This window comes from Butyrivibrio sp. FCS006 (assembly GCF_000424525.1).
Classification (GTDB): domain Bacteria; phylum Bacillota; class Clostridia; order Lachnospirales; family Lachnospiraceae; genus Butyrivibrio.
In genome coordinates, this window is the sequence record NZ_KE384204.1 from 263369 (window position 1) to 285207 (window position 21839).

The following is a 21839-nucleotide window of genomic DNA, read 5'->3' on the forward strand; positions in this document are numbered from 1 at the left end:
TAAAGTGTTACTGTCTTGAAACTAAAAATGTGTAGAGACAGTAGCTGGCAATGACATGTATGAAACGCGTTGCTGTCTTGTAATAAAAATTGTACAAGGACAGTAGCTAGTAGCTAGATGATTGAATAGGTGCATGGAGCCTTACTGTCCCAGAAGAAAAACTTAAAATATACCGTAAGGTTTAACGAAAAGGAGCCGATGCCACAATTACATAGCCCGCTTACAGACCGAATTATCTCTGCGGATGTATGTCAATGGCACCGTGGAATACCGAAGCCCTCTCTTTGGGCGAGGATATGCCGCGAAAGGCCATTGATATACATCCACAGAGATATATAATCCATCAGCGCGGGCTATGTAATATAAAAAACATGGCAGGTCTCGGCACCAATCAGTATCTTGAAGAATACATTTATGATAAAATAAGTTCTGAGTGACTGATATTTGAAACTGGCAGATTAATCCATTATGAAAAAGACTATTTATTCTGTTTTTATAAAAAGACTCTTAGATATACTGATCTCAGCAATAATCCTGGTACTATTCAGCTGGCTCTATATAATCCTTGCAATTCTTGTAAGGGTTAAGCTCGGAAGCCCGGTCCTGTTTAAACAGCCCCGTCCCGGCAAGGATGAAAAGATCTTTAACATGTACAAGTTTAGGACCATGACTGACGCGAGGGATGAGAACGGAAAGCTCCTTCCCGACAAGGACAGGCTGACAAAGTTTGGTAAGCTCCTTAGAAAGACCAGTCTTGATGAGCTGCCGGAGCTGTTTTGCATACTAAAAGGGGACATGAGCTTTATAGGTCCGAGGCCGCTTCTTGTGGAGTATCTTCCCTATTACACCGAGAGGGAGAAGCTCCGCCACACAGTAAGGCCGGGGCTTACGGGACTTGCCCAGGCCAGCGGAAGAAATACCGTGGATTGGGACACCAGGTTTGAACTGGATGCTACTTATGTTGAGAACCTGAGCTTCTTAATGGATCTGAAGGTTATTGCCATGACCTTTAAAACAGTGTTTGGACACTCTGAGCAGGTGGCTGAGGATACAAACGCAACGGAAGGAAACTTTGCCCAGATAAGAAAAGAGAGGCTTGAAAAGACAGGCAAGCTGGAAAAATGATCAAGGAGGCCAAATATGGGAACAAACATTTTAATTCTTAGTGCAGGAACAAGAAATAAGGTTGTTCAGTATTTTAAGCGTGAGATGGCAGGCAGAGTCATTGCAACCGACTGCTCCAACTTGGGTCCGGCTATTTATGATGCAGACAAGGCCTACATCGTTCCTAGAATTGATGATCCCGCCTACATAGACGAGGTCCTTAAAATCTGCAAAAAGGAAGAGATAAAGGGAGTATTAAGTCTGATTGATCCTGAGCTCTCTCTTCTTGCCAAGAATGCAGATAAATTCCTGGAGATTGGCACCACACCTATCGTATCCTCCTACGAGCTGTGCGAGACCAGCCTTGATAAGTTCAGGATGTACGACATGCTCCAGAAGCTGGGAATCCCTACAGCAAGATGCTTTGCATCAATCGATTCCTTCGAAGCATCAAGGGCAGACGGTGAAATTGACTATCCTATCTTTGTTAAACCCCAAAAGGGAAGCGCATCGCTTAATATTAACGAAGTAAGGTCAAAAGAGATGCTGACAGCTCTTTTCCATGATTATGACGGCCTTATGATCCAGGAATACATGAAGGGCCAGGAGTATGGCGCAGATGTTTACATCGACATGATAACCGGCATGTGCACTTCAATATTCCTCAAAAAGAAGATCAAGATGAGAGCCGGCGAGACAGATAAGTCTGTGTCCTGCAAGTGTGACACACTCTTTATGAAACTGGCTAATTTCGTGGAGGCAGTGGGATATCGTGGAATGATAGATATCGACCTGTTCTACGATGAAGATAATGACACCTGGTATCTGTCAGAGGTGAACCCAAGGTTTGGCGGAGGATATCCACACGCATACGAGTGTGGAGTCAACTTCCCAAGACAGATCATTAATAATCTTGAAGGCAAGGAGAACCTTGTAAACATAGGTGATTACAGGGATGGCGTCTTCATGATGAAGTACAACGAACTGATGGTAGAGCCTGAGGATAGGCTTGCAAAATAAACAGATGGCGGAGATAGAAGCTAAATGCCAAAGGCACTGATTTTAGCAAATTCATCCAGCGGACTATATGACTTTCGAAATGAGCTCCTTACGGGGCTCATGGAGGAAGGCTATGAGATAGTCATAAGTCTTCCGGATGAACTTAAGGTAAAAGAACTAAAGGACGAGGGATGCAGGGTAGTACACACTGACATCAACAGACGCGGAGTCAATCCAATTCAGGATATGGCTCTTTTGCGCGCTTATAAGAGTCTTGTAAAAAAGGAAAAACCGGACGTGGTTTTGACCTACACAATAAAGCCCAATATCTACGGCGGATACGTGTGCGGAAGACAAAAAGTCCCCTATATATCAACTATCACGGGACTTGGGACCACCTTTGAGCGAGGAGGAATTCTCCTTAAACTCATAGTCACCATGTACAAGGTATCCCTAAAGAAGTGCAACGCTCTCTTTTTCCAGAATGAAGAGAACAGAAAGATATTCGAAAGCCACGGAATAATGGCGAAGAAGCATGTTACTGTAAACGGATCCGGAGTAAATCTTGAAAAGCACAAACAGGAGCCCATTCCGGGACATGAAGATGATGTTACGAGATTTCTTTATATCGGGCGTCTCATGACGGAGAAGGGTTCAAAAGAGTACATAGAAGCAGCAAGGACCCTTCATGATAAGTACGGCGGGAAAGTGTCTTTTGCAGCGGTTGGTTACTGCGAGGATGACTTCAGACCTATAGCGGATGAGGCTGAAAAGGAAGGAATCCTGAAGGTCATCCCTTATCAGAAAGACATTCATCCATACATGAAGGAAGCTGATGCGATAGTTCATCCATCCTACCATGAGGGAATGAGTAACGTCCTTATGGAGGCAGCAGCAACGGGAAGACCTGTTATTGCTTCAGACATTAGTGGATGCAGAGAAATCGTTGATACTGATAGATCGGGATTTTTGTGCAAACCAAGAGATGCAAAGTCACTGATTTCAGCCCTCGAGCGCTTTACGGGGCTTGATATAGACAGACGCAGAGCCATGGGTGAGGCGGCAAGAAGGTACGTCGAGCAGAAGTTTGACAGGCGTAGTATAATATTGACGTATATTGAAGAGATAAAAAGAATCGTTAAGTAATGATTTGATTTTTGGAGGAAATACAATGGATTTATATGAGAAGCTCCTTTCAGGAGAAGAGAAACTGTCACTTGTAGGACTTGGATACGTAGGTATGCCTATCGCAGTAGCCTATGCCAAGAAGATCAAGGTTGTAGGATATGATTTCAACGCTGAGAAGGTTGAGCTCTACAAGAAGGGAATCGACCCCACAAGAGAGGTCGGAGATGATGCTATCAAGGAGACAACAGTTGAGTTCACTGCTGATCCTGAGAAGCTCCGCGAATGCAAGTTCCACGTAGTAGCAGTTCCTACACCTGTTAATGACGATCACACACCTGACCTTACACCTGTTGAGGGAGCAAGCCATACCCTTGGTAAGTACCTTACAAAGGGATCCATCGTAGTATATGAGTCAACTGTATATCCCGGTGTAACAGAGGACATCTGTGTTCCTATTCTTGAGCAGGAGTCAGGCCTTAAGTGCGGCGTAGATTTCAAGGTTGGTTATTCACCTGAGCGTATCAACCCCGGTGACAAGGTTCACAGACTTGATACCATCACCAAGATCGTATCCGGTATGGATGAGGAGACACTTGATACAGTAGCTAAGGTTTACAGCCTGGTTGCTCTTGCAGGTGTTTACAAGGCTCAGTCCATCAAGGTTGCTGAGGCTGCCAAGGTTATCGAGAATTCACAGCGTGATATCAACATCGCTTTCATGAACGAGCTCTCCATGATCTTCCATAGAATGGGAATCGATACAAAGAGCGTTTTGGAGGCAGCAGGAACCAAGTGGAATTTCCTTCACTTCTTCCCCGGACTTGTTGGTGGACACTGCATCGGTGTAGATCCTTACTACCTTACCTACAAGGCTGAGGAGCTTGGATATCACTCACAGATCATCCTTTCAGGAAGACGTATCAACGACGATATGGGCAAGTACATTGCAGAGTCACTGGTTAAGCGCCTTATCGCCAACGACATTTCAGTTAAGAATGCAAAAGTAGCAATCCTGGGCTTTACCTTCAAGGAAAACTGCCCTGATACACGTAACACCAAGGTTATCGATATCTACAACGAGCTTGGCGAGTACGGAATAAAGCCTATGGTTGTTGATCCTCAGGCTGATTCAGCTGAGGCTAAGAGACTCTATGGCATTACCTTTGATGACCTTTCCGCAGTAAAAGACATGGATGCAGTGATCGTAGCTGTTGCTCACGAGGACTTCAAGGATTACAAGGCAGCAGACATTGCGAAGTTCTTCAATGCAGCACATAAGACAAAAGTATTCCTTGATATCAAGGGCATCTATGACATGAATGATTATAAAGCTCCGGAATTCGACTACTGGAGACTGTAATAAGGAGTAATAAATAATGGGATTTAGAGAACTTAAATTCCCCGCAGATTCCGTATTCCTGGTAACAGGCGGAGCGGGCTTTATCGGATCAAATATTTGTGAGGCCCTTCTTGACATGGGCTACACAGTAAGATGTATGGATAACCTCTCAACAGGTCACATCGAGAACATCCAGCCTTTCATGGAGAACCCTAAGTTTACTTTCCTTGAGAAGGATATCAGAGACCTTGATTCCTGCATGGAAGCAACCAAGGGAGTAGACTTCGTACTTAACGAGGCTGCCTGGGGAAGCGTTCCAAGGAGTATTGAGATGCCTCTTTTATACGAGGAGATCAACATCAGAGGAACCCTTAACATGATGGAAGCTTCAAGACAGAACGGTGTCAAGAAGTTCGTATATGCTTCAAGCTCCTCTGTTTACGGTGATTCAACAACTCTTCCCAAGAAAGAGGGACAGGAGGGAAACGTACTTTCACCTTACGCTCTTACCAAGAAGACAGATGAGGAGTACGGCAAGCTTTACAAGAAGCTCTATGGCCTTGATACCTACGGCCTTAGATATTTCAACGTATTCGGAAGAAGACAGGATCCCAATGGCGCTTATGCAGCAGTTATCCCTAAGTTCCTTCGCCAGCTCATGAACGGTGAGACTCCAACCATAAACGGAGACGGTAAGCAGTCAAGAGACTTTACATATGTCGATAACGTAATCGAAGGAAATCTTCGTGCGTGCCTTGCTTCATCTGATGCAGCCGGAGAAGCTTATAATATCGGTGCAGGCGGAAGAGAGTTCCTTATAGATGTTTATCACCACTTAACAGATGCACTGGGCATGGATGTTGAGCCTATCTTCGGACCACCCAGAGCAGGAGATATCAGGGATTCAAACGCAGATATCACCAAGGCAAGAACCAATCTCGGATACGATCCATCATACGATTTCAAGGCAGGTATCGAGCTTGCTATTGATTGGTATAAGAAGAACTTATGATGATATAGGGATTCAAAGTCGTGGAAATTTCATGCTTGCATGATAATTTACATGACCTTGAAGACCGAACAAGGATGAGGAAAAAAGAATCACGAGGAATGAGTGATTCGATTTCCGAATACTTGTAGGATTGCGAGAATGAAGTGGAGCAATCCGTATATCATCATCAATGTGACACAGTATGGTATTTTATGCGAATAACTATCAGAATGGACGACATAACTCCGGATATGGACTGGAGCAAGTTCAAGAGGGTTAAAGACCTTTTGGACGCGCATCACATAACACCCCTTATCGGAGTTGTGCCAAGGAACAAAGATGAAAAGCTCTCACTTAACCCGGCTAGAGACGACTTCTGGGATTACATCAAAAATCTCAGGGACAGAGGCTGGGTTGTAGCCATGCACGGATATAAGCATCGATACACCACCAAGGATCCGGGGCTTTTTCCTATAGGTGGCAAGTCTGAGTTCGCAGGCCTTCCTTTTGATAAGCAGGATGAGATGATAAGAAAGGCCAGAAGGATATTCAGGGAGAACGGGATTGAGACCGATATCTTCATGGCGCCGTCCCACTCTTTTGACAAAAATACTCTTACAGCCCTTAAAAAGAACGGCTTTAATCGCATCACAGACGGCTTTGGAACGGAGCCTTACAGGGCTTACGACTTTGTCTTTTACCCGATTGCAATAAAGAGAAGCGATTCTCTTGCAGATACCAGGGACGGTATTGTAACCTTCGTTTACCATGCAAACACCATGGATGACAAGGATTTTGATAAGTTAAAAGAACTGTTGGAGTCAGGTAAGGCTGTTTCCTACTCTGAGTTCTTTAATGAAGAAGTACAGGATAGAAATACATTTGGCCAGGCAAAACAGTATGCTATTGCAAAGGCTAAATATCTGGCAGTTCAGCTCCGCAAGCTGAAAGGCTGATTAGAAAGATAAGAGAAATAAGGCGGGGGACCAAATTTCTATGGAAAATGGATACGGTCAGATACGTATACTCCATGTGCTTGGGGGCCTTGGAGTTGGCGGCGCGGAATGCCGAATAATTGATTTGTACAGAAACATGGACAGAGATAAGATCCAGTTTGATTTTCTTGTCCATTATTCGCCTGAAAAAACAGGAAAAAAGAGTCCGACTTCAGATGAACTGATGGCAGTTCGCGAGCCGGACTATTTTGATAATAGCGTATATAAGCTCGGAGGCAGGATTTTCTGCCTTCCGAAGTTTACAGGGACCAATATGGCTCAGTACAAGGCTGCCATAAAGAGGTTCTTTGAGAGCCACAAGCACGAGTGGAAGGTGGTCCAGGGCCACATGACAAGTACTGCTGCCATTTACCTTCCAATAGCCAAGAAATCCGGAATCCCCATCTGCATCGCCCATGCAAGAAGCGCAGGCGTTGATGCGGGTATTAAGGGAATGGCCACCAGGGTTCTGAGAAGGCCTCTGCAGAAGGAAGGCATTACAGACTATAACTTTGCCTGCTCCAAGGAAGCCGGAATATCAGTCTTTGGCGAGGATCTTGTTAAGGCCGGCGCTGTGAGGATTATCCCCAACGCCATCGATCTTAAACACTTTGCATATAAGCCCGAGATAAGGGATAAGATAAGAGCAGAGCTTGGCGTCTCCAACGCGCTGGTCATTGGTCATGTCGGAAGCTTCCGCTATGCCAAGAACCATGAGTTCCTCTTAAATGTTTTTGCGCAGCTCTGCAGAATCCTTGATAACGACGATCTTAACCAGTATAGCATACTTCACGGAATGCGAATAAGGCTCCTGATGCTGGGTAAGGGCCCGCTTATGGAAGATATGCAAAAGCTTGCGGATAAGCTCCACATTTCGGACCGCTGCATCTTTGCAGGCAATAAGTCCAACGCCAGCGACTACTATCAGGCAATGGACTATTTCTGCTTCCCTTCAAGATACGAGGGACTTCCCGGAAGTGTTATCGAGGCCCAGGCAGCAGGACTTCAGTGCCTTGTTTCTGACTCCGTAACGCCTGAAGTTAATGTGACAGAGCTGGTTTCCATGAGAAGCATAACTTCAGAGCCAAGGGATTGGGCGAGGAAGATTTTAGACGACCTTCTTCTTAGGGAGGATTACCACACAGATCCTCTTGAGGAGGAAATCAAGCTCAACCAGACCTTTACTGCAATTGCAGGAGAGAGAAGAGAGAGCGTATTTGAGACGGATGAAATGCCCGATATCGATGCACTGGATGCAGGAACCGGGTTTGAGACGGTAAATGTTCCGGACAAGAGCCCAAAGAGCACTCACCACCGCACAGGACTTTATTCTGTGGGTGACAGGGCAAACAGCTCGGAGTATATTTTGGGAAGACTAAAAGACGCCGGGTTTGATGTCAAGACTCAGGCAAAGATGATGGGATATTTCTACGAAAGAGGTCATTTTTAATGGATCAGAAAAAGAAAAACCTGATGCTGATGGTGCCTATGCTCCATCAGGGCGGATTTGAGAGAGTCTGCATAAAGACCGCAAGACTCATGCAGGAATACTACAATGTATGCATTCTCATTTTCAGCTCCAAGGATATTAACTTTGATATAACGGGACTCGAAGTCATAGACATTGATGTTCCTTCGCAGAAAGGCCTTGTGAACAAGGTTATAAATGTATTTAAAAGAGTGCGTAAAGCCCGCAAGGTCAAGAAGGAGAAGCATATCGATATCTCCTACAGCTTCGGATCTTCGGCTAACTACGTAAACACTCTCTCAAGAGCAGGAGAGAAGGTCCTTACTGGACTTCGCTGCCAGACTGACATGGAAAATACAGGAGAGGTAAAGCTCTTTTGCAGAAAGTCAGATCAGGTACTGTCCTGTTCAAAAGAGATTGTAAGACAGCTAAAAAGAGACTTTAAGTACGACAGGAGCACCTACATTTACAATCCGCTGGACATTCTGGACATACAGAATAAGGCAGGGGAGACTCCTGAGGATTATCCGTTCCTTGGAGATGACATAAAGGTCTTTTCCTGCTCGGCACGAAATGACTATATCAAGGGAATCTGGCATCTGGTCAAGGCCTTTTCCCTAGTGCAGTTCAAGCATCCTGAAGCCCGTCTTGTGGTCATGGGAGCAGGTAACTGGGATAAGTATAAAGATATGGCTAAGGCCCTGGGAATCAAGGACAAGGTATGCTTTGCCGGCCTTAAGAAGAACCCGTTCCCATATGTTGCAGCTTCTGACGTATATGTCTGCAGCTCCAACCATGAGGGCTTTCCCAACGCAGTCTTGGAGGCCATGGCCCTTAAAAAGCCCGTGATCTCAGCTGACTGTAAGACCGGACCAAGAGAGATACTTCTCTCTGATGCTGAGTACAACAAGCTTATCGAGGAAATCCCCGATGGCAGCAGTATAAAGGAGCCTATCCGAGGCGAATTCGGAATCCTTGTTCCGGATATGGACCAGGAGGAGAACTTCGACCCAGAGTACATCACTGAGGGCGAGAGACTCCTTGCACAGGAGATGGAGAAGATCCTTGATGATGAGGAGCTTCTTAAGAAGTACTCAAACAAGGCCTTTGAGAGAGCGTCAGTATTTGCTCCGGATAAGTATAAAGACAGTATTCATGAGATATTTAAGAGGTATGAGTGATGCATTATAAAGTTGTTGTTTTTGGAGTAAAAGACACATCGGAGAATATCATTGAGTTCATTCAGAAGGACATCTGCAAGGTTGATCTTGTTATCACCATTGCCCCTAAGGTCCTTGAGCACAATCAGGTTTCGGGCTTTAAGGGACTGACCTTCCTCACAGAGAAGTTCGGAATCCCTGTATTTGAGGCGGACAGCTACTTCCTTAATGATGATAACACCAGGAAATTCATGGAGGAGAACACCTTCGGTATCGGTGTTGTTATGGGATGGCAGAGGCTCATTCCAAAGGAAGTTTTGGATAAGTTTGAAGCCGGAATCTTTGGATTTCACGGCAACTGCGGATATCTCCCCTTTGGAAGAGGCAGATCTCCTCTTAACTGGTCAATGATTCTGGGAGATACAAGATTTAACTTAAATCTCTTTAAGTACGATGAGAAGGCAGACAGCCCCAACGTCTTTGCCACAGAGATGTTCCAGATAAATGAGCACGACGACATCAGGACTGCTCAGTACAAGAACATGATCTGCTCCAAGAACCTCATCAGAAAACTTCTCACCACATATCTTGAGAAGGGCGAGGTAACAATTCACACTGATTCAAAAGACTTTGATTCATGGTACAATAAACGTACAGCGGCAGATGGAAAGATCGACTTTAAGGACAGGACAAGAAATATCTACAACCTGATTCGCGGAGTTGCAGCTCCTTTCCCCGGTGCCTTCTGCTATGCAGATACAGAGGATGATGCCCACAAAGTAACCGTGTGGCAGGCTCATCCCTTTGATGAGATGATCGATTTCTCAGGCTTTGCTCCGGGAGAAGTCGTGGATATTTTTGATGGAAAGCTTGTGGTAAGGACAGTTGACGGGTCTCTGCTTATCGATAAGTTCGAGGCCGGATTTGAAATTACCAAAGGAATGGTACTTAGATAAACTATGAAGAGTATAGCGTTTCACTTAAATTGCCTTGTACAGGGTGGTGCAGAGAGAGTTGTATCAAACCTGGCAAACCAGTTCGCCAAGGAAGGGATCAAGGTCTACGTAGCCACTGAGTGGTACGACGAAGATGAGTTTCATCTTGACGAGAGAGTTACAAGAGTCCACGTGGGACTACGTGAAGGCGATGAAAAGAAAAACCGAATAACGAAGTTTTTCCTCAGGATCAAGTACCTTAAGGAATTTGTCAAAGAGTATAAGCCTGATGTTCTTGTGGCTTTCGCTCAAAGGGCCAACTACAGGGCTCTTATGGCAGCAGGAAACAGCAACATTCCTGTTGTAATATCCGTCAGGACAGATCCTGTCGGCCACTACGATGCGTTCTCTGACAAGGTACAGATCAAATGGCTGTTCCCAAAGGCTGCCGGCTGCGTCTTCCAGACTACCGGACAGAAGGCTTTCTTTAAGCCCTACCTTCAGGACAATTCAACCATAATCTTAAACCCTGTAAATCCCAAGTACTTTGGGGTAGAGCATCCACAGGAAAAAGAAAAATCGGTGGTCCACCACGCAAGACTCGTGGACTTCAAAAATCAGCCCCTTTTGTGCGAAGCCTTTGTGGAGGTTCACAAAAAGCATCCCGATTATGTTCTTAAGATCTATGGCCCTGATTCCTTCGACGGAACCAAGGAGATCCTTGATAAGATAATTGCAGACAACCACGCAGAGGATTACATCCTTCTCATGGGCGGATCTGATTCTTTGGAAAAAGAGATACCAAAGGGCGAAGTATATGCCTTCACTTCAGACTGGGAAGGTCTTCCTAATTCTCTTTTGGAGGCCATGGCAATGGGAATGCCCATAATTGCAACAGATTGTCCATGTGGAGGACCTGCGACAGTAATGAAGGACGGCGAGAATGGTCTTCTTATTCCAATCAAGGATAAGGACGCTTTGGTCAATGGCCTTAACAGACTGATTGAGGACAAGGAACTGGCTGCAAGGCTTGGAAAAGAAGCTGCCAAGATTGAAGAGATAACCAACGCAGAGGCGATATTTGTTCAGTGGAGAGACTATCTGGATAAGGTAATAGAGAACTTTAAGGAGAGATAAGATGTTTTCATTTGATGATTACAGAGAGATCATAAGAGTTATCAAGGAGAGCGGACGCTACGCAACCTATGAAGAGGCGCTGAATAAAGACGAGTTCATCATCATGCGTCACGACGTTGAGTATTCCGTAGAAAGAGCATATGCCCTTTCCAAGGTTGAGGAGAGCATGGACTTCAGATCCACCTTCTTCTTCCAGTGGACCAACAACTCCTACAATATTCTTTCAAGAAAGAACAGGGATATTCTGACAGATATGCATGAGAGAGGTCAGAACATCGGACTTCACTTTGCACTTAACGGAATGACCGATATGAGACTTGTAAGGGACAGGATCAGACAGGAGATCGATATGCTCAGCAATATGCTGGGATTTGAGATCAACTCTTTCTCAATCCACAGACCGTCCCCCAGCGTTCTTGCTGAGAATATCAAGTTAAACGGTATTTTAAATGCTTATCAGGATGACTTCTTTGTATTTGATCCCAAGGCGACTCCCGAGTCCAAGCTTGATATCAAGTACATGTCAGATGCAAACCACATCTGGAGATACGGCTATCCCGACGAGGAGACGATAAAGAAACACGATAAGATCCAGATCCTCACACATCCTTTCGCATGGACCAAGAAAGGATATGATAACCTTAATAACTACAAGACTCTTGTTAATGAGAAATATGTTGAACTGATTGATTCGATCGACAACGAGTGTAAAGACTTCGGACCACTCAGGGACGAGTTTGAGAAGCTCCCCATTGAGATTTAAGGACAGAACTGGAGAAACTTTAGATGTGCGGAATCTGTGGATACGTATCTAAAAAGAAAATAACCAAGGACCAGCTCCGAGTAATGAATGATACCATGTATCACAGAGGACCGGATGACAGCGGTGTTGAACTGTTTGAGGCAGAAGATGGCTATACTGTGGGCTTTGCTCAGAGAAGACTTGCTATCCTTGACCTTTCGCCTCTTGGTCATCAGCCCATGCACTCAGCAGATGGCAGAGTATCAGTGGCCTTTAACGGAGAGATCTATAACTTCCTTGAACTAAAAGAGGAGCTTTCCGATTACAATTTCAAGTCAACTTGTGACACAGAAGCTATCATAGCAGCTTATCTCAAATGGGGAATAGACATGGTGGATCACATCCATGGAATGTTCGCCATTGCACTCTTTGACAGAGAGAGCGGAGACGTATTTCTCGTAAGGGACAGGATTGGTAAAAAGCCCCTTTTCTACTGGATTGATGGTGGGAATATCGTCTTTGGGTCAGAGCTTAAGCCTATAATGAAATGCCCTGAGTTCAGCGGCAGAGTAAGAAAAGAGCTTCTTCCGAGATTTCTTTTCCAGCAGTATATAGTTGCTCCTGACACAATCTTCGAGGATGTGTATAAGCTTGAGCCCGGCAGCGTGCTTAAGTTTAATAACGGCGAGATCAAGAAGTGGAAATACTGGGATGTTAAAAAAGTCTATCATGAGATGGCACAGAACCCGGTTACCAATTATGAGGAGGCCAAGCAGGGCCTTAAGGACAGACTTAAAAAGGCTGTTGTTTCAAGAATGATAGCTGATGTTCCTCTTGGAACTTTTTTATCAGGTGGATACGATTCATCTCTCGTTACAGCCATGGCCCAGGAGTTTTCAAAGGAGCCTGTTAAGACCTTCTGCATCGGCTTTAATGTGCCAAGCTACAACGAGGCCGAGTATGCCAAGGAGATTGCAGCTTACCTTGGATGCGACCACACAGAACTCTATATCAGCGAAAAAGAGATGTTCGATCTGGTCAGCACTATTCCTCAGTACTACGACGAACCCTTTGCTGACAACTCGCAGATTCCTTCAATGCTGGTAAGTAAGCTGGCCAAGAAGGATGTTACGGTTGCCTTGTCAGGTGATGGCGGTGACGAGTTCTTTTGCGGATATAATGTCTATGACAACGTAGGGCAGGCTCAGAAACTGGACTTCCCGGGTGCTATGGTCCACGCTATAGGACAGATTCCTGTGGGAAGCGGCAAGCTTCTTGATAAGATGCCCTTTAGGGTAAGGGTGGTTGCAAATAACAGAAATCCCGAGACCAAGACACAGCTTGTGTCAAAGGGCTATCTTGATGCATCCCACGCCTTTGTAAATCTTAGCGATAACGAGGAATATCCTATCCTCTACCCGATAGAGACGAGCTATGGTGTATCCAATTTCCAGGCAAGGCGTATGCTCCTTGATATGGACACCTATCTGCCTGAGGATATTCTGGTCAAGATGGACAGGGCTTCCATGAGATATTCTCTTGAGAACAGATGCCCTATCATGGATACGGATGTTATGGAGTATTCTTTCAGGATACCTCATAAGTTTAAATACTATAACGGTGACAAGAAGCATATCCTAAAAGACATTGCTTACGATTATATACCCAGAGACCTTTTGGAGAGACCAAAGACCGGCTTTGGAGTTCCGATGGACGCATGGCTCCGCGGACCTTTAAAGGAAGCGCTTATTGACTACAGCAGCACGTCCTTCTTAAAGCAGCAGGGTATATTTGATGTGGAATATGTTTCTAAGTTTATAAATGATTACATTGTGAAGGGTGACGGAGGCCCGGCTACAGGAGCCAACTACAGCAAGATTGCCTGGTCGTTCTTCATATTCCAGCAGTGGTATAATTACTACATGGTCTGATTTTGAAAGGAGTATTAAATGACAAGAGAAGAAGTATTTGAGAAGATGAACGAGGTTTTCAGAGACGTCTTCGACGATGAAGATATAACAGTAACAGATGAGACAACAGCCGATGACATCGAGGATTGGGATTCACTTGAGCACATCAACCTTGTAAATGCCATGGAAGAAGAGTTCGGTGTTAAGTTCACCATGGGTGAGATCGTAGCTCTTAAGAACGTCGGTGAGATGGCTGACCTCATCATGGGTAAGCTTTAATTCGTATTGTCGGTGGGACTCATGAACGAATACAGATATGAGGACATAATTTCAAAGGAAGAGGACAAAGAGAACTTTACAAAGGCCGAGTTTACAGTGACTGTAACTGAGGATATGATGAGAAAGTTTCTCGAGATCACAGGGGATATCAATCCTCTGCACAATGACGCTTCCTATGCGAGAGAAAAGGGCTTTGGCGACAGAGTTGTTTATGGGATGCTGACGTCGTCCTTCTATTCTACGCTTGCCGGCGTCTACCTTCCGGGTAAGTACTGTATTTTAAACAGTGTTGAATCAAAGTTCAGATTCCCTGTATTTATAGGTGATACCCTTACTGTTTCAGGATTTGTAAAAGTAAAGCACGATGCGACAAAAACCATGGAGATTGCAGCTCAGATAGTCAACCAGGATGGCAAGAAGGTAGGAAAAGGCACAATACTGGCCGGGTGTATAGATGAATAACAACAAAGTTTTTCTCATATTGGGCGCGTCATCAGATCTGGGAATCGCCCTTATCCAAAAACTGAATGCTGAATATAATGACAGCCTGTTTTGCCTTCATTACCATTCAAATTGCGACAGGTTAAAAGAAATCTCTTTTACCGGAGGAAACAGGGCAGAGCTTATTCAGGCTGACCTCTCGTCAAAAGAAGGAACAGAGGGGTTGATAGATGCTCTTAAGGAAAAAGAGATCACGCCCACCCACATAGTTCATCTTCCTGCAGCAAAGATGATGTTTACAAAGCTGAAGGAATTTGACAGAGAAAGAATGGACAGAAACGTACAGATCCAGGTGTACTCCTTTATAGATGTTCTGAAGGCTTTTCTGCCGGGAATGGCTAAGAAGAAAGACCACTGCAAGGTTGTGGCAGTTCTTTCATCCGTAGTAAACGGAAAGCCTCCGAAATCAATGCTGGAATATACAATGGTAAAGTCCATGCTGCTGGGTGTTATTAAGCAGCTTGCTGCTGATTATGAGGGGAAGATGGTATGCATCAATGCCGTTTCACCTTCCATGATAGAGACCAAATTTTTGAGCGATATTGATCCCAGGATCATCGAGATGGCTGCAGGTAACAGCCCTGAAAGCAGGCATGCAACTCCATCCGAGATAGTTCCTGCCATTGCATTTTTGTTATCCGAGGACAGCAATTATATAAATGGTGCAAACCTCAACGTGAGCAATGGAAGCGTGATCATTTAACTTTAGGAGAGACGTGTCAGAAAAAGAGAACAACAATAAAAAGCATATAGCCATGTATATAGGATCCCTGCAAAAGGGCGGCGCAGAGAGAGTAATGACAAATCTTGCGGACTACTTTTTTGAGCAGGGCTACAAGGTGACTTTGGTAACTACCTATCTTGCTGCCGATGAGTATGAGGTAAAGCACGCTGCCTGGAAATGTGTACCGGCAGGTGCCGACGAGGCAGAACTGGTAGCTGACCCTGATGAGAATCCTGTGTGGGTTGATCCTCATGGTGGTGAAAAGGGCGGAATTGACAGAGTCTTTTCGGCTCTTTTAAAAAGTGAGCAAAAGGGCAGAGCATATAACCTGAAAATGCGTCACAAAAAGCTTGAGGAGATATGGAAAGAGATAAATCCCGACCTTATCCTCAGCTTTATCGGTAAGAATAATATCATGGCTCTTTCAACTGCAACTAAAGAGGGCTACAAGGTGGTTGTATCCGTAAGAGCCGATCCCAATATGGAATATGATACTCTGGCCTTAAAAGCCGGCATGCTGTCGACCTTTGGAAAGGCAGAGGGAATAGTGGTACAGACCACGGCAGCTATGAATTGGTTCCCTGTTTTTTTGAGAGGTAAGTGCACTATACTTCCCAACTCTGTTAATCCCTCATTTATTCGAAAGAGAAACGTAGGGGATAGAGAAAAAAGAATAGTCATGGTGGGAAGACTTGATAGCAACAAGAACCAGGCCATGGTAATGGAAGCCTTCAAGGAAGCTACAGCAGGCGATTATGAGGACTATATTCTGGAAATTTACGGAGATGGTCCCGACAGACTAAAGCTCCAGAGAAAGGCAGAGAATCTTGGAATAGCTTCAAGAGTGAAGTTCGCCGGTGTGGTTAAGCATGTGGCCGAGCATATAGAGAAAGCATATATGTATGTTCTGGCATCTAACCAGGAAGGTATGCCAAACTCTTTGATCGAAGCCATGAGTCTTGGAATGGCTTGCATTTCGACGGATTGTCCATGTGGTGGTCCGGCGGACCTTATAACGGATGGAGTCAACGGACTGCTTGTACCGGTTGATGATGCAAAGGAAATGGCAAAGGCTATGAGAAAGCTTTTGGACAACAAGGTCCTTGCGGAGAACCTGGGTATAGCAGCGTCTAAGATACAGAGAAAGATAGCTCCCGATGTTGTAAATCAGAGCTGGAAGGACTATCTCGACAGAAAAATGAAATAATATTAACTAAGATTGGACCGGACATATGAAAGAATTAGAATATCCGTTTGACAGCAGCTACATAATGAAAAAGGCAAAGGGGCTTAAAAAAGCTCTTTTATCCGATGGGTCAGAAAGAATCCACAAGAAGATCGCGGTACTTGGTGGATCTACGACTCATGATATCATAAAGGTCTTAGAGCTCTTTCTTCTTAACTACGGAATAGAGCCGGAGTTTTATGAGTCAGAGTATGGGCAGTACTGGCAGGATGCAATGTTTCCCGATGAGAAGCTTGCGAATTTTGCGCCGGACATTATTTTCATTCATACCAGCAACAGGAACATAATGAGCTACCCGGTGATGGGTGATGACAAGGATACGGTAGATGCCATTCTTTCCAAGGAATACGATCACTTCGAGACCATGTGGAAAAAGCTGATAGAAACTTATCACTGCCCGATCATCCAAAATAACTTCGAGGCGCCTTTTTTCAGACTTCTTGGTAACAAAGATGCCGTTGATATCCACGGAAGGCTGTCATTTATAAACAGACTCAATGAGAAGTTCTATGAGTTTGCCAGGAAAACTGAAGAGGATGGGGGAAGCTTTTTTATAAATGATATCAATTACCTTGCAGCCAGCTACGGGCTTGATAAGTGGTCTGAGCCTCAGGCGTGGTATATGTACAAGTATGCCCTTTGCATCCCTGCTATTCCGTACCTTAGCTTTAGTGTTGCAAATATAATAAAGTCAATCTACGGAAAAAATAAGAAGGGCCTGGTACTTGACCTTGATAATACTCTCTGGGGCGGTGTTATCGGCGATGACGGTGTTGATGGCATCGAGATAGGACATGAGACCAACCTGGGACAGGCATATATTGAATTTCAGAATTATATTAAGTTACAAAAAGATATCGGAGTTGTTCTGGCAGTAGATTCCAAGAATGAAAAAGAAAATGCTCTTGCAGGACTTAATCACCCTGAAGGAATACTAAAGCCCGATGACTTTGTTTCGGTTATGGCTAACTGGGAACCAAAGAATGAGAATTTTAAAACCATTGCCAAGAATCTTACACTTCTTCCGGAGTCGCTGGTATTTGTGGATGACAATCCTGCAGAGAGGGAGATTGTTACGGCGCAGATTCCCGGAGTTTGTGCCCCGGTAATGGATAGCCCGGAGAACTATATTATAAACATAGATCATTCGGGATTTTTTGAGGCCACAGTAATCTCTGAGGATGACAAAAAGAGAAACGAGATGTATATGGCCAATAAGCAAAGACTCGAGCTTGAGGAGAGCTACGCAGACTATTCCGAGTATCTTAAATCTCTCGAGATGGAGGCTGAAATAAAGCCTTTTGAGAAGCTGTACATGCCAAGGATTGTTCAGCTTACCAATAAGAGCAATCAGTTCAATCTGACAACCAAGAGATATACACAGGAAGACATAGAGGAGACGGCAGCAGATAGTAACAGCTTAACTCTCTATGGCAGGCTTAAGGATAAGTTCGGAGATAATGGAATCGTATCTCTGGCGATTGGAAATATCCGCGGGGATAACAGCGATGAACTTCATATAGTTCTGTGGCTTATGAGCTGCAGGGTTTTAAAGCGCGATATGGAATTTGCAATGATGGACGAGCTGGTAAAAAGAGCTCTGGATCGCGGAATTAAGTCAATATACGGCTATTATTATCCAACAGCCAAAAATAAGATGGTAAAAGATTTTTATCTCCTTCAGGGATTTGATAAGATCTCGGAAGATGAAGAAGGAAACGCAGTTTTTAAACTTGATATAGGAAGTGGTTACGAAGAAAAGAATCATGTCATAAACATCGTTTCCTGAAAGGGGTTTTATGTGTGGAATTGCCGGTCTCATAGGATTTAAGGGAGATGCTCGCAAAAATATACTGAAAATGAATGAGCGTATGCTGCATAGAGGTCCCGACAGCGGCGGAGTTTATGTGAGCGAAGATGTAAAAGTAGCCTTCGGCCACAGACGTCTTTCTATAGTGGACCTTTCTGAGAATGGGGCTCAGCCCATGACTTCACGCAGTGGAAGAATGGTCATTATCTACAATGGTGAGATCTATAATGCCGGCGAGATAAGAAAGAAACTCGATAGTGCATTATTTCGCGGAACTTCTGATACAGAAGTTTTATTAGAGGCCATTGAACATTTTGGAGTATCCGATACTCTTTCCATGTGTAAGGGAATGTTTGCGTTTGCTGTTTACGACAAAGAGTTGCAGACAGTGACATTTGCCAGGGACAGGGTAGGAGAGAAACCTCTGTATTATGGAATGGTAGGTGATGCCTTCGCTTTTGCGTCGGATATCGGATGCCTTAGAGTGATAGATGGATTTGATAACGGAATCAATACTGATGTACTGGATATATACTTCACTGAAGGCTATATCCCTGCTCCGTATTCTATATACAAAGACATTTATAAGTTGGAGGCAGGAACTTACCTTACTGTTGACGTTAATACTTTAAAAACTGAGACACAGGCTTACTGGTCCATGAAGGATGTTGCTCTGCGCGGTCAGAATAATCCGTTTAAGGGAACTGAGAATGAAGCGGCAGACGAACTTGAAAGACTCCTAAAAGAAGCAATAAAGGGGCAGATGGTAGCAGATGTTCCTGTTGGTGCTTTTCTTTCTGCCGGAATTGACAGCGCAACAGTGGTATCTTTGATGCAATCTCTGGATGCCGGGAAGGTAAAAACCTTTACGATCGGCATGGATGACCCTGCGTTCAATGAGGCTGTTTATGCAAAAGAAATTGCAAAGCATTTAGGTACCGAGCATACAGAACTATACATCACAGAAAAAGACATGAAGGAAGTTATTCCAAAGCTTTCTTTCATGTTTGGCGAACCTTTTGCGGATTCATCTCAGATTCCGACTTATCTGGTAAGCCGTATGACCAGAGACAAAGTTACCGTTTCTCTTTCAGGAGACGGCGGGGATGAGCTCTTTTGCGGATATACATCCTATGAGTCAATATCAAGAATATGGGGTAAGATGAAAAATATCCCCTATTTTATCAGAAAGCCCGTAAGCAGCATTGTTCTCCACAGTCCTTTGGCCAATAAGGAAATTTACAGGATAAAAGGAACAATCCTTGGAGCAAAGGGACCTGCGGATATCCATAGGATGGAACATGAGACAGATCCTCTGACTAAGAAGATAGCGCTGACAAAGGGGAACCTACCCTATAAATACACCGAACTTCCAAATGATTTCTTAAATGAAGTCAATCATGAGACAATGCTGATGGATATGCTTGTGTACCACCCTGACGATATTCTGGTCAAGGTGGACAGGACTGCTATGGCTGTTTCACTGGAAACAAGAGTGCCGATGCTGGACAGGGATGTGGTGGAATTTGCATGGTCACTTCCGATAAATTATCTCAGGGACGATAAGGTTGGCAAAAAGGTACTAAGAGATGTATTATACCGTTATGTGCCCAGAGAGATGATGGAGAGACCAAAGAAAGGATTCTCTATTCCGATTGACAAGTGGCTCCTTGAACCACAGCTTCGTGACTGGGCGGAAGGACTTTTAAGTAAAGACAAGATCAGGCGGCAGGGAATTCTTGATGCCGATGTTGTCGAAAAGATATGGACCGACTTTACAGAGCGGGGAATCTACCGTATTCAGATATGGTACATTCTCATGTTCCAGCTCTGGATCGAGGAAGAGTTTAGATGAGTGTAACATCGTTTTATTTTCTGTGCTTCTTTGCGCTGGTTTTAATCATATATTATCTGGTGCCCCTGATCTTCAAGGGAAAAGGGCAGTGGGTGGTGCTCCTTCTTGCGAGCATCACATACTACCTTCTTAGCGGAAATGGGGTTCTTATTCTCTACCCCCTTTTCTCATCTCTTTTGACATGGGGGCTCTTACAGCTCCTTGGAAGACTTAAGGAAGAGGATGTGACAAAGAGGCGCCTGTTGCTGGGAGCTGAGCTCCTTGGCCTTCTTGGCGTTCTCATAGGACTTAAGTACACCAAGTTCATTCACAGTGGCAGCATCGCGACACCTCTGGGTCTTTCGTTCTACACATTTATCCTTTTGGGCTACTTTATCGAGGTCTACAATGGTATCGGTAAGGGGCAAAAGAGCTTTCTGAAGACTGCACTTTACGGGATGTACTTTCCTGTTATGATTTCCGGACCTATTTTCCAGACAAGGCAGTCCGGGGATCAGTTCTTTGAACATCACCCTTTGGATTACAAAAACATCACTTTCGGTATTCAGAGAATGCTCTGGGGATTCTTTAAAGAGCTTGTTATTTCTGAGCGCCTTGCGACGGTCGTAAACACTATCTATAACAATGATACCCAGTATCAGGGTGCTTATATCTGGCTTGGTACAGTGTGCTTTGCATTCCAGCTCTACACCAATTTTTCTGGATGTATGGACATCGTTATAGGTATTTCCGAGACCTTTGGAATCGTCCTTCCTGAGAACTTCAGGACACCGTTTTTTGCCAAGAACATAAGCGAGTATTGGAGAAGATGGCACGCTACTCTTGGAGTGTGGATGAAGGACAATGTCTTTTACCCGCTCCTTAGGAGCAAGATGATCACAAGCCTTGGCAAGACCTTAAAGGGTAAGCTTGGGAAAAAGAAGGGCAAGCAGTATACGACCTACGTTGCCATGTTTATTCTCTGGTTCTCTGTTGGTATGTGGCACGGAGGCGAGATGAAATATGTCATCGGTTCAGGTCTTCTTCACTGGGCTTATATCGTCATCGGCGAGATAACGCTGCCATTCTTCACCTGGCTCTTTGCCGAGAAGATGCATATGAACCTTAAGAGTAAGGCAGCTGACGCCTTCAGGGTGGTAAGGACGTTCTTTCTGGTGTGCATAGGCGATCTGTTCTTCAGGTCAGACAATGTTCCGCATGCACTTAGAATGCTCAAGGAGAGCGTAACAGTCTTTAACCCTCAGGTGCTGGTAAACGGAAGTATCCTGGGGCTTGGACTTGATTTTATAGAGTGGGGAATCCTGCTGGTTTCTCTGGCTGTTCTGATCACGGTGTCAACGCTTCAGTACAGGATGGAAGGACAGGATGGACCTTCAAATATAAGAGAACTTATAGCCTCCAAGGGTATTGTCCTTAGGTGGGTTATCTTCATAGGTTTGCTGTTCTATGTTATCCTTCTGGCTGAATATGGCCCGGGTTACAGCGCAGCAGAATTTATTTATAAGGATTTTTGATT

Annotated in this window: 19 protein-coding genes; all 19 read left to right on the top strand. The window is 44.6% G+C overall.

Annotated elements, in window-relative coordinates:
- Positions 1-468 precede the first annotated feature (468 nt).
- The 19 genes from G633_RS18325 to G633_RS0112570 all read left to right on the top strand — a co-directional run bounded on the left by G633_RS18325 (position 469) and on the right by G633_RS0112570 (position 21837).
- On the top strand, positions 469-1125 hold the full coding sequence (locus G633_RS18325) for a sugar transferase (protein WP_035771377.1): 657 nt from the start codon (positions 469-471) through the stop codon (positions 1123-1125).
- Positions 1126-1140: 15 nt separating this feature from the next.
- Positions 1141-2124, top strand: coding sequence for an ATP-grasp domain-containing protein (locus tag G633_RS0112485; RefSeq protein WP_026520111.1), 984 nt, complete (start codon positions 1141-1143; stop codon positions 2122-2124).
- Positions 2125-2148: 24 nt separating this feature from the next.
- Positions 2149-3249 (top strand): glycosyltransferase family 4 protein, encoded by a 1101-nt coding sequence (locus tag G633_RS0112490; protein WP_026520112.1) that lies wholly within the window; start codon positions 2149-2151, stop codon positions 3247-3249.
- Between the two features lie 25 nt (positions 3250-3274).
- Entirely contained in the window at positions 3275-4591 is a 1317-nt protein-coding gene (locus G633_RS0112495; RefSeq protein WP_022768122.1) for a nucleotide sugar dehydrogenase, read from the top strand.
- Between the two features lie 16 nt (positions 4592-4607).
- The gene (locus G633_RS0112500) at positions 4608-5582 is read left to right on the top strand and encodes an SDR family oxidoreductase (protein WP_022768123.1); all 975 of its coding nucleotides are present in this window, start codon (positions 4608-4610) and stop codon (positions 5580-5582) included.
- Between the two features lie 191 nt (positions 5583-5773).
- A complete protein-coding gene (locus G633_RS0112505; protein WP_026520113.1) occupies positions 5774-6517 on the top strand; it encodes a DUF2334 domain-containing protein in 744 nt (247 codons plus the stop codon).
- A gap of 40 nt (positions 6518-6557) precedes the next feature.
- Positions 6558-8006, top strand: a complete 1449-nt coding sequence (locus G633_RS18330) for a glycosyltransferase (protein WP_051200181.1) — start codon at positions 6558-6560, stop codon at positions 8004-8006.
- Complete coding sequence (locus tag G633_RS0112515) at positions 8006-9205, top strand: glycosyltransferase (RefSeq protein WP_026520114.1); 1200 nt, start codon at positions 8006-8008, stop codon at positions 9203-9205. Before G633_RS18330 ends, G633_RS0112515 begins: the two co-directional genes overlap by 1 nt.
- A complete protein-coding gene (locus G633_RS0112520) occupies positions 9205-10140 on the top strand; it encodes a methionyl-tRNA formyltransferase (RefSeq protein ID WP_022768127.1) in 936 nt (311 codons plus the stop codon). The genes G633_RS0112515 and G633_RS0112520 overlap by 1 nt, the downstream gene beginning before the upstream one ends.
- Before the next feature lie 3 nt (positions 10141-10143).
- The gene (locus G633_RS0112525; protein ID WP_022768128.1) at positions 10144-11256 is read left to right on the top strand and encodes a glycosyltransferase; all 1113 of its coding nucleotides are present in this window, start codon (positions 10144-10146) and stop codon (positions 11254-11256) included.
- A gap of 1 nt (position 11257) precedes the next feature.
- Entirely contained in the window at positions 11258-12019 is a 762-nt protein-coding gene (locus G633_RS0112530) for a hypothetical protein (protein WP_022768129.1), read from the top strand.
- Between the two features lie 23 nt (positions 12020-12042).
- Positions 12043-13929: an asparagine synthase (glutamine-hydrolyzing) gene (gene asnB, locus G633_RS0112535; RefSeq protein WP_026520115.1), complete on the top strand. Its 1887-nt coding sequence runs from the start codon at positions 12043-12045 to the stop codon at positions 13927-13929.
- Positions 13930-13947: 18 nt separating this feature from the next.
- A complete protein-coding gene (locus tag G633_RS0112540; RefSeq protein WP_022768131.1) occupies positions 13948-14187 on the top strand; it encodes an acyl carrier protein in 240 nt (79 codons plus the stop codon).
- A gap of 21 nt (positions 14188-14208) precedes the next feature.
- Positions 14209-14649, top strand: coding sequence for a MaoC family dehydratase (locus G633_RS0112545; protein WP_022768132.1), 441 nt, complete (start codon positions 14209-14211; stop codon positions 14647-14649).
- The gene (locus G633_RS0112550; protein ID WP_022768133.1) at positions 14642-15391 is read left to right on the top strand and encodes an SDR family NAD(P)-dependent oxidoreductase; all 750 of its coding nucleotides are present in this window, start codon (positions 14642-14644) and stop codon (positions 15389-15391) included. The genes G633_RS0112545 and G633_RS0112550 overlap by 8 nt, the downstream gene beginning before the upstream one ends.
- A 13-nt stretch (positions 15392-15404) precedes the next feature.
- Positions 15405-16619: a glycosyltransferase gene (locus G633_RS0112555; protein WP_022768134.1), complete on the top strand. Its 1215-nt coding sequence runs from the start codon at positions 15405-15407 to the stop codon at positions 16617-16619.
- 25 nt (positions 16620-16644) lie between these two features.
- On the top strand, positions 16645-18447 hold the full coding sequence (locus tag G633_RS0112560) for an HAD-IIIC family phosphatase (protein WP_026520116.1): 1803 nt from the start codon (positions 16645-16647) through the stop codon (positions 18445-18447).
- 10 nt (positions 18448-18457) lie between these two features.
- Complete coding sequence (gene asnB / locus G633_RS0112565) at positions 18458-20323, top strand: asparagine synthase (glutamine-hydrolyzing) (RefSeq protein WP_026520117.1); 1866 nt, start codon at positions 18458-18460, stop codon at positions 20321-20323.
- Positions 20320-21837, top strand: coding sequence for an MBOAT family O-acyltransferase (locus tag G633_RS0112570; protein WP_026520118.1), 1518 nt, complete (start codon positions 20320-20322; stop codon positions 21835-21837). The genes asnB (G633_RS0112565) and G633_RS0112570 overlap by 4 nt, the downstream gene beginning before the upstream one ends.
- Positions 21838-21839 lie beyond the last annotated feature (2 nt).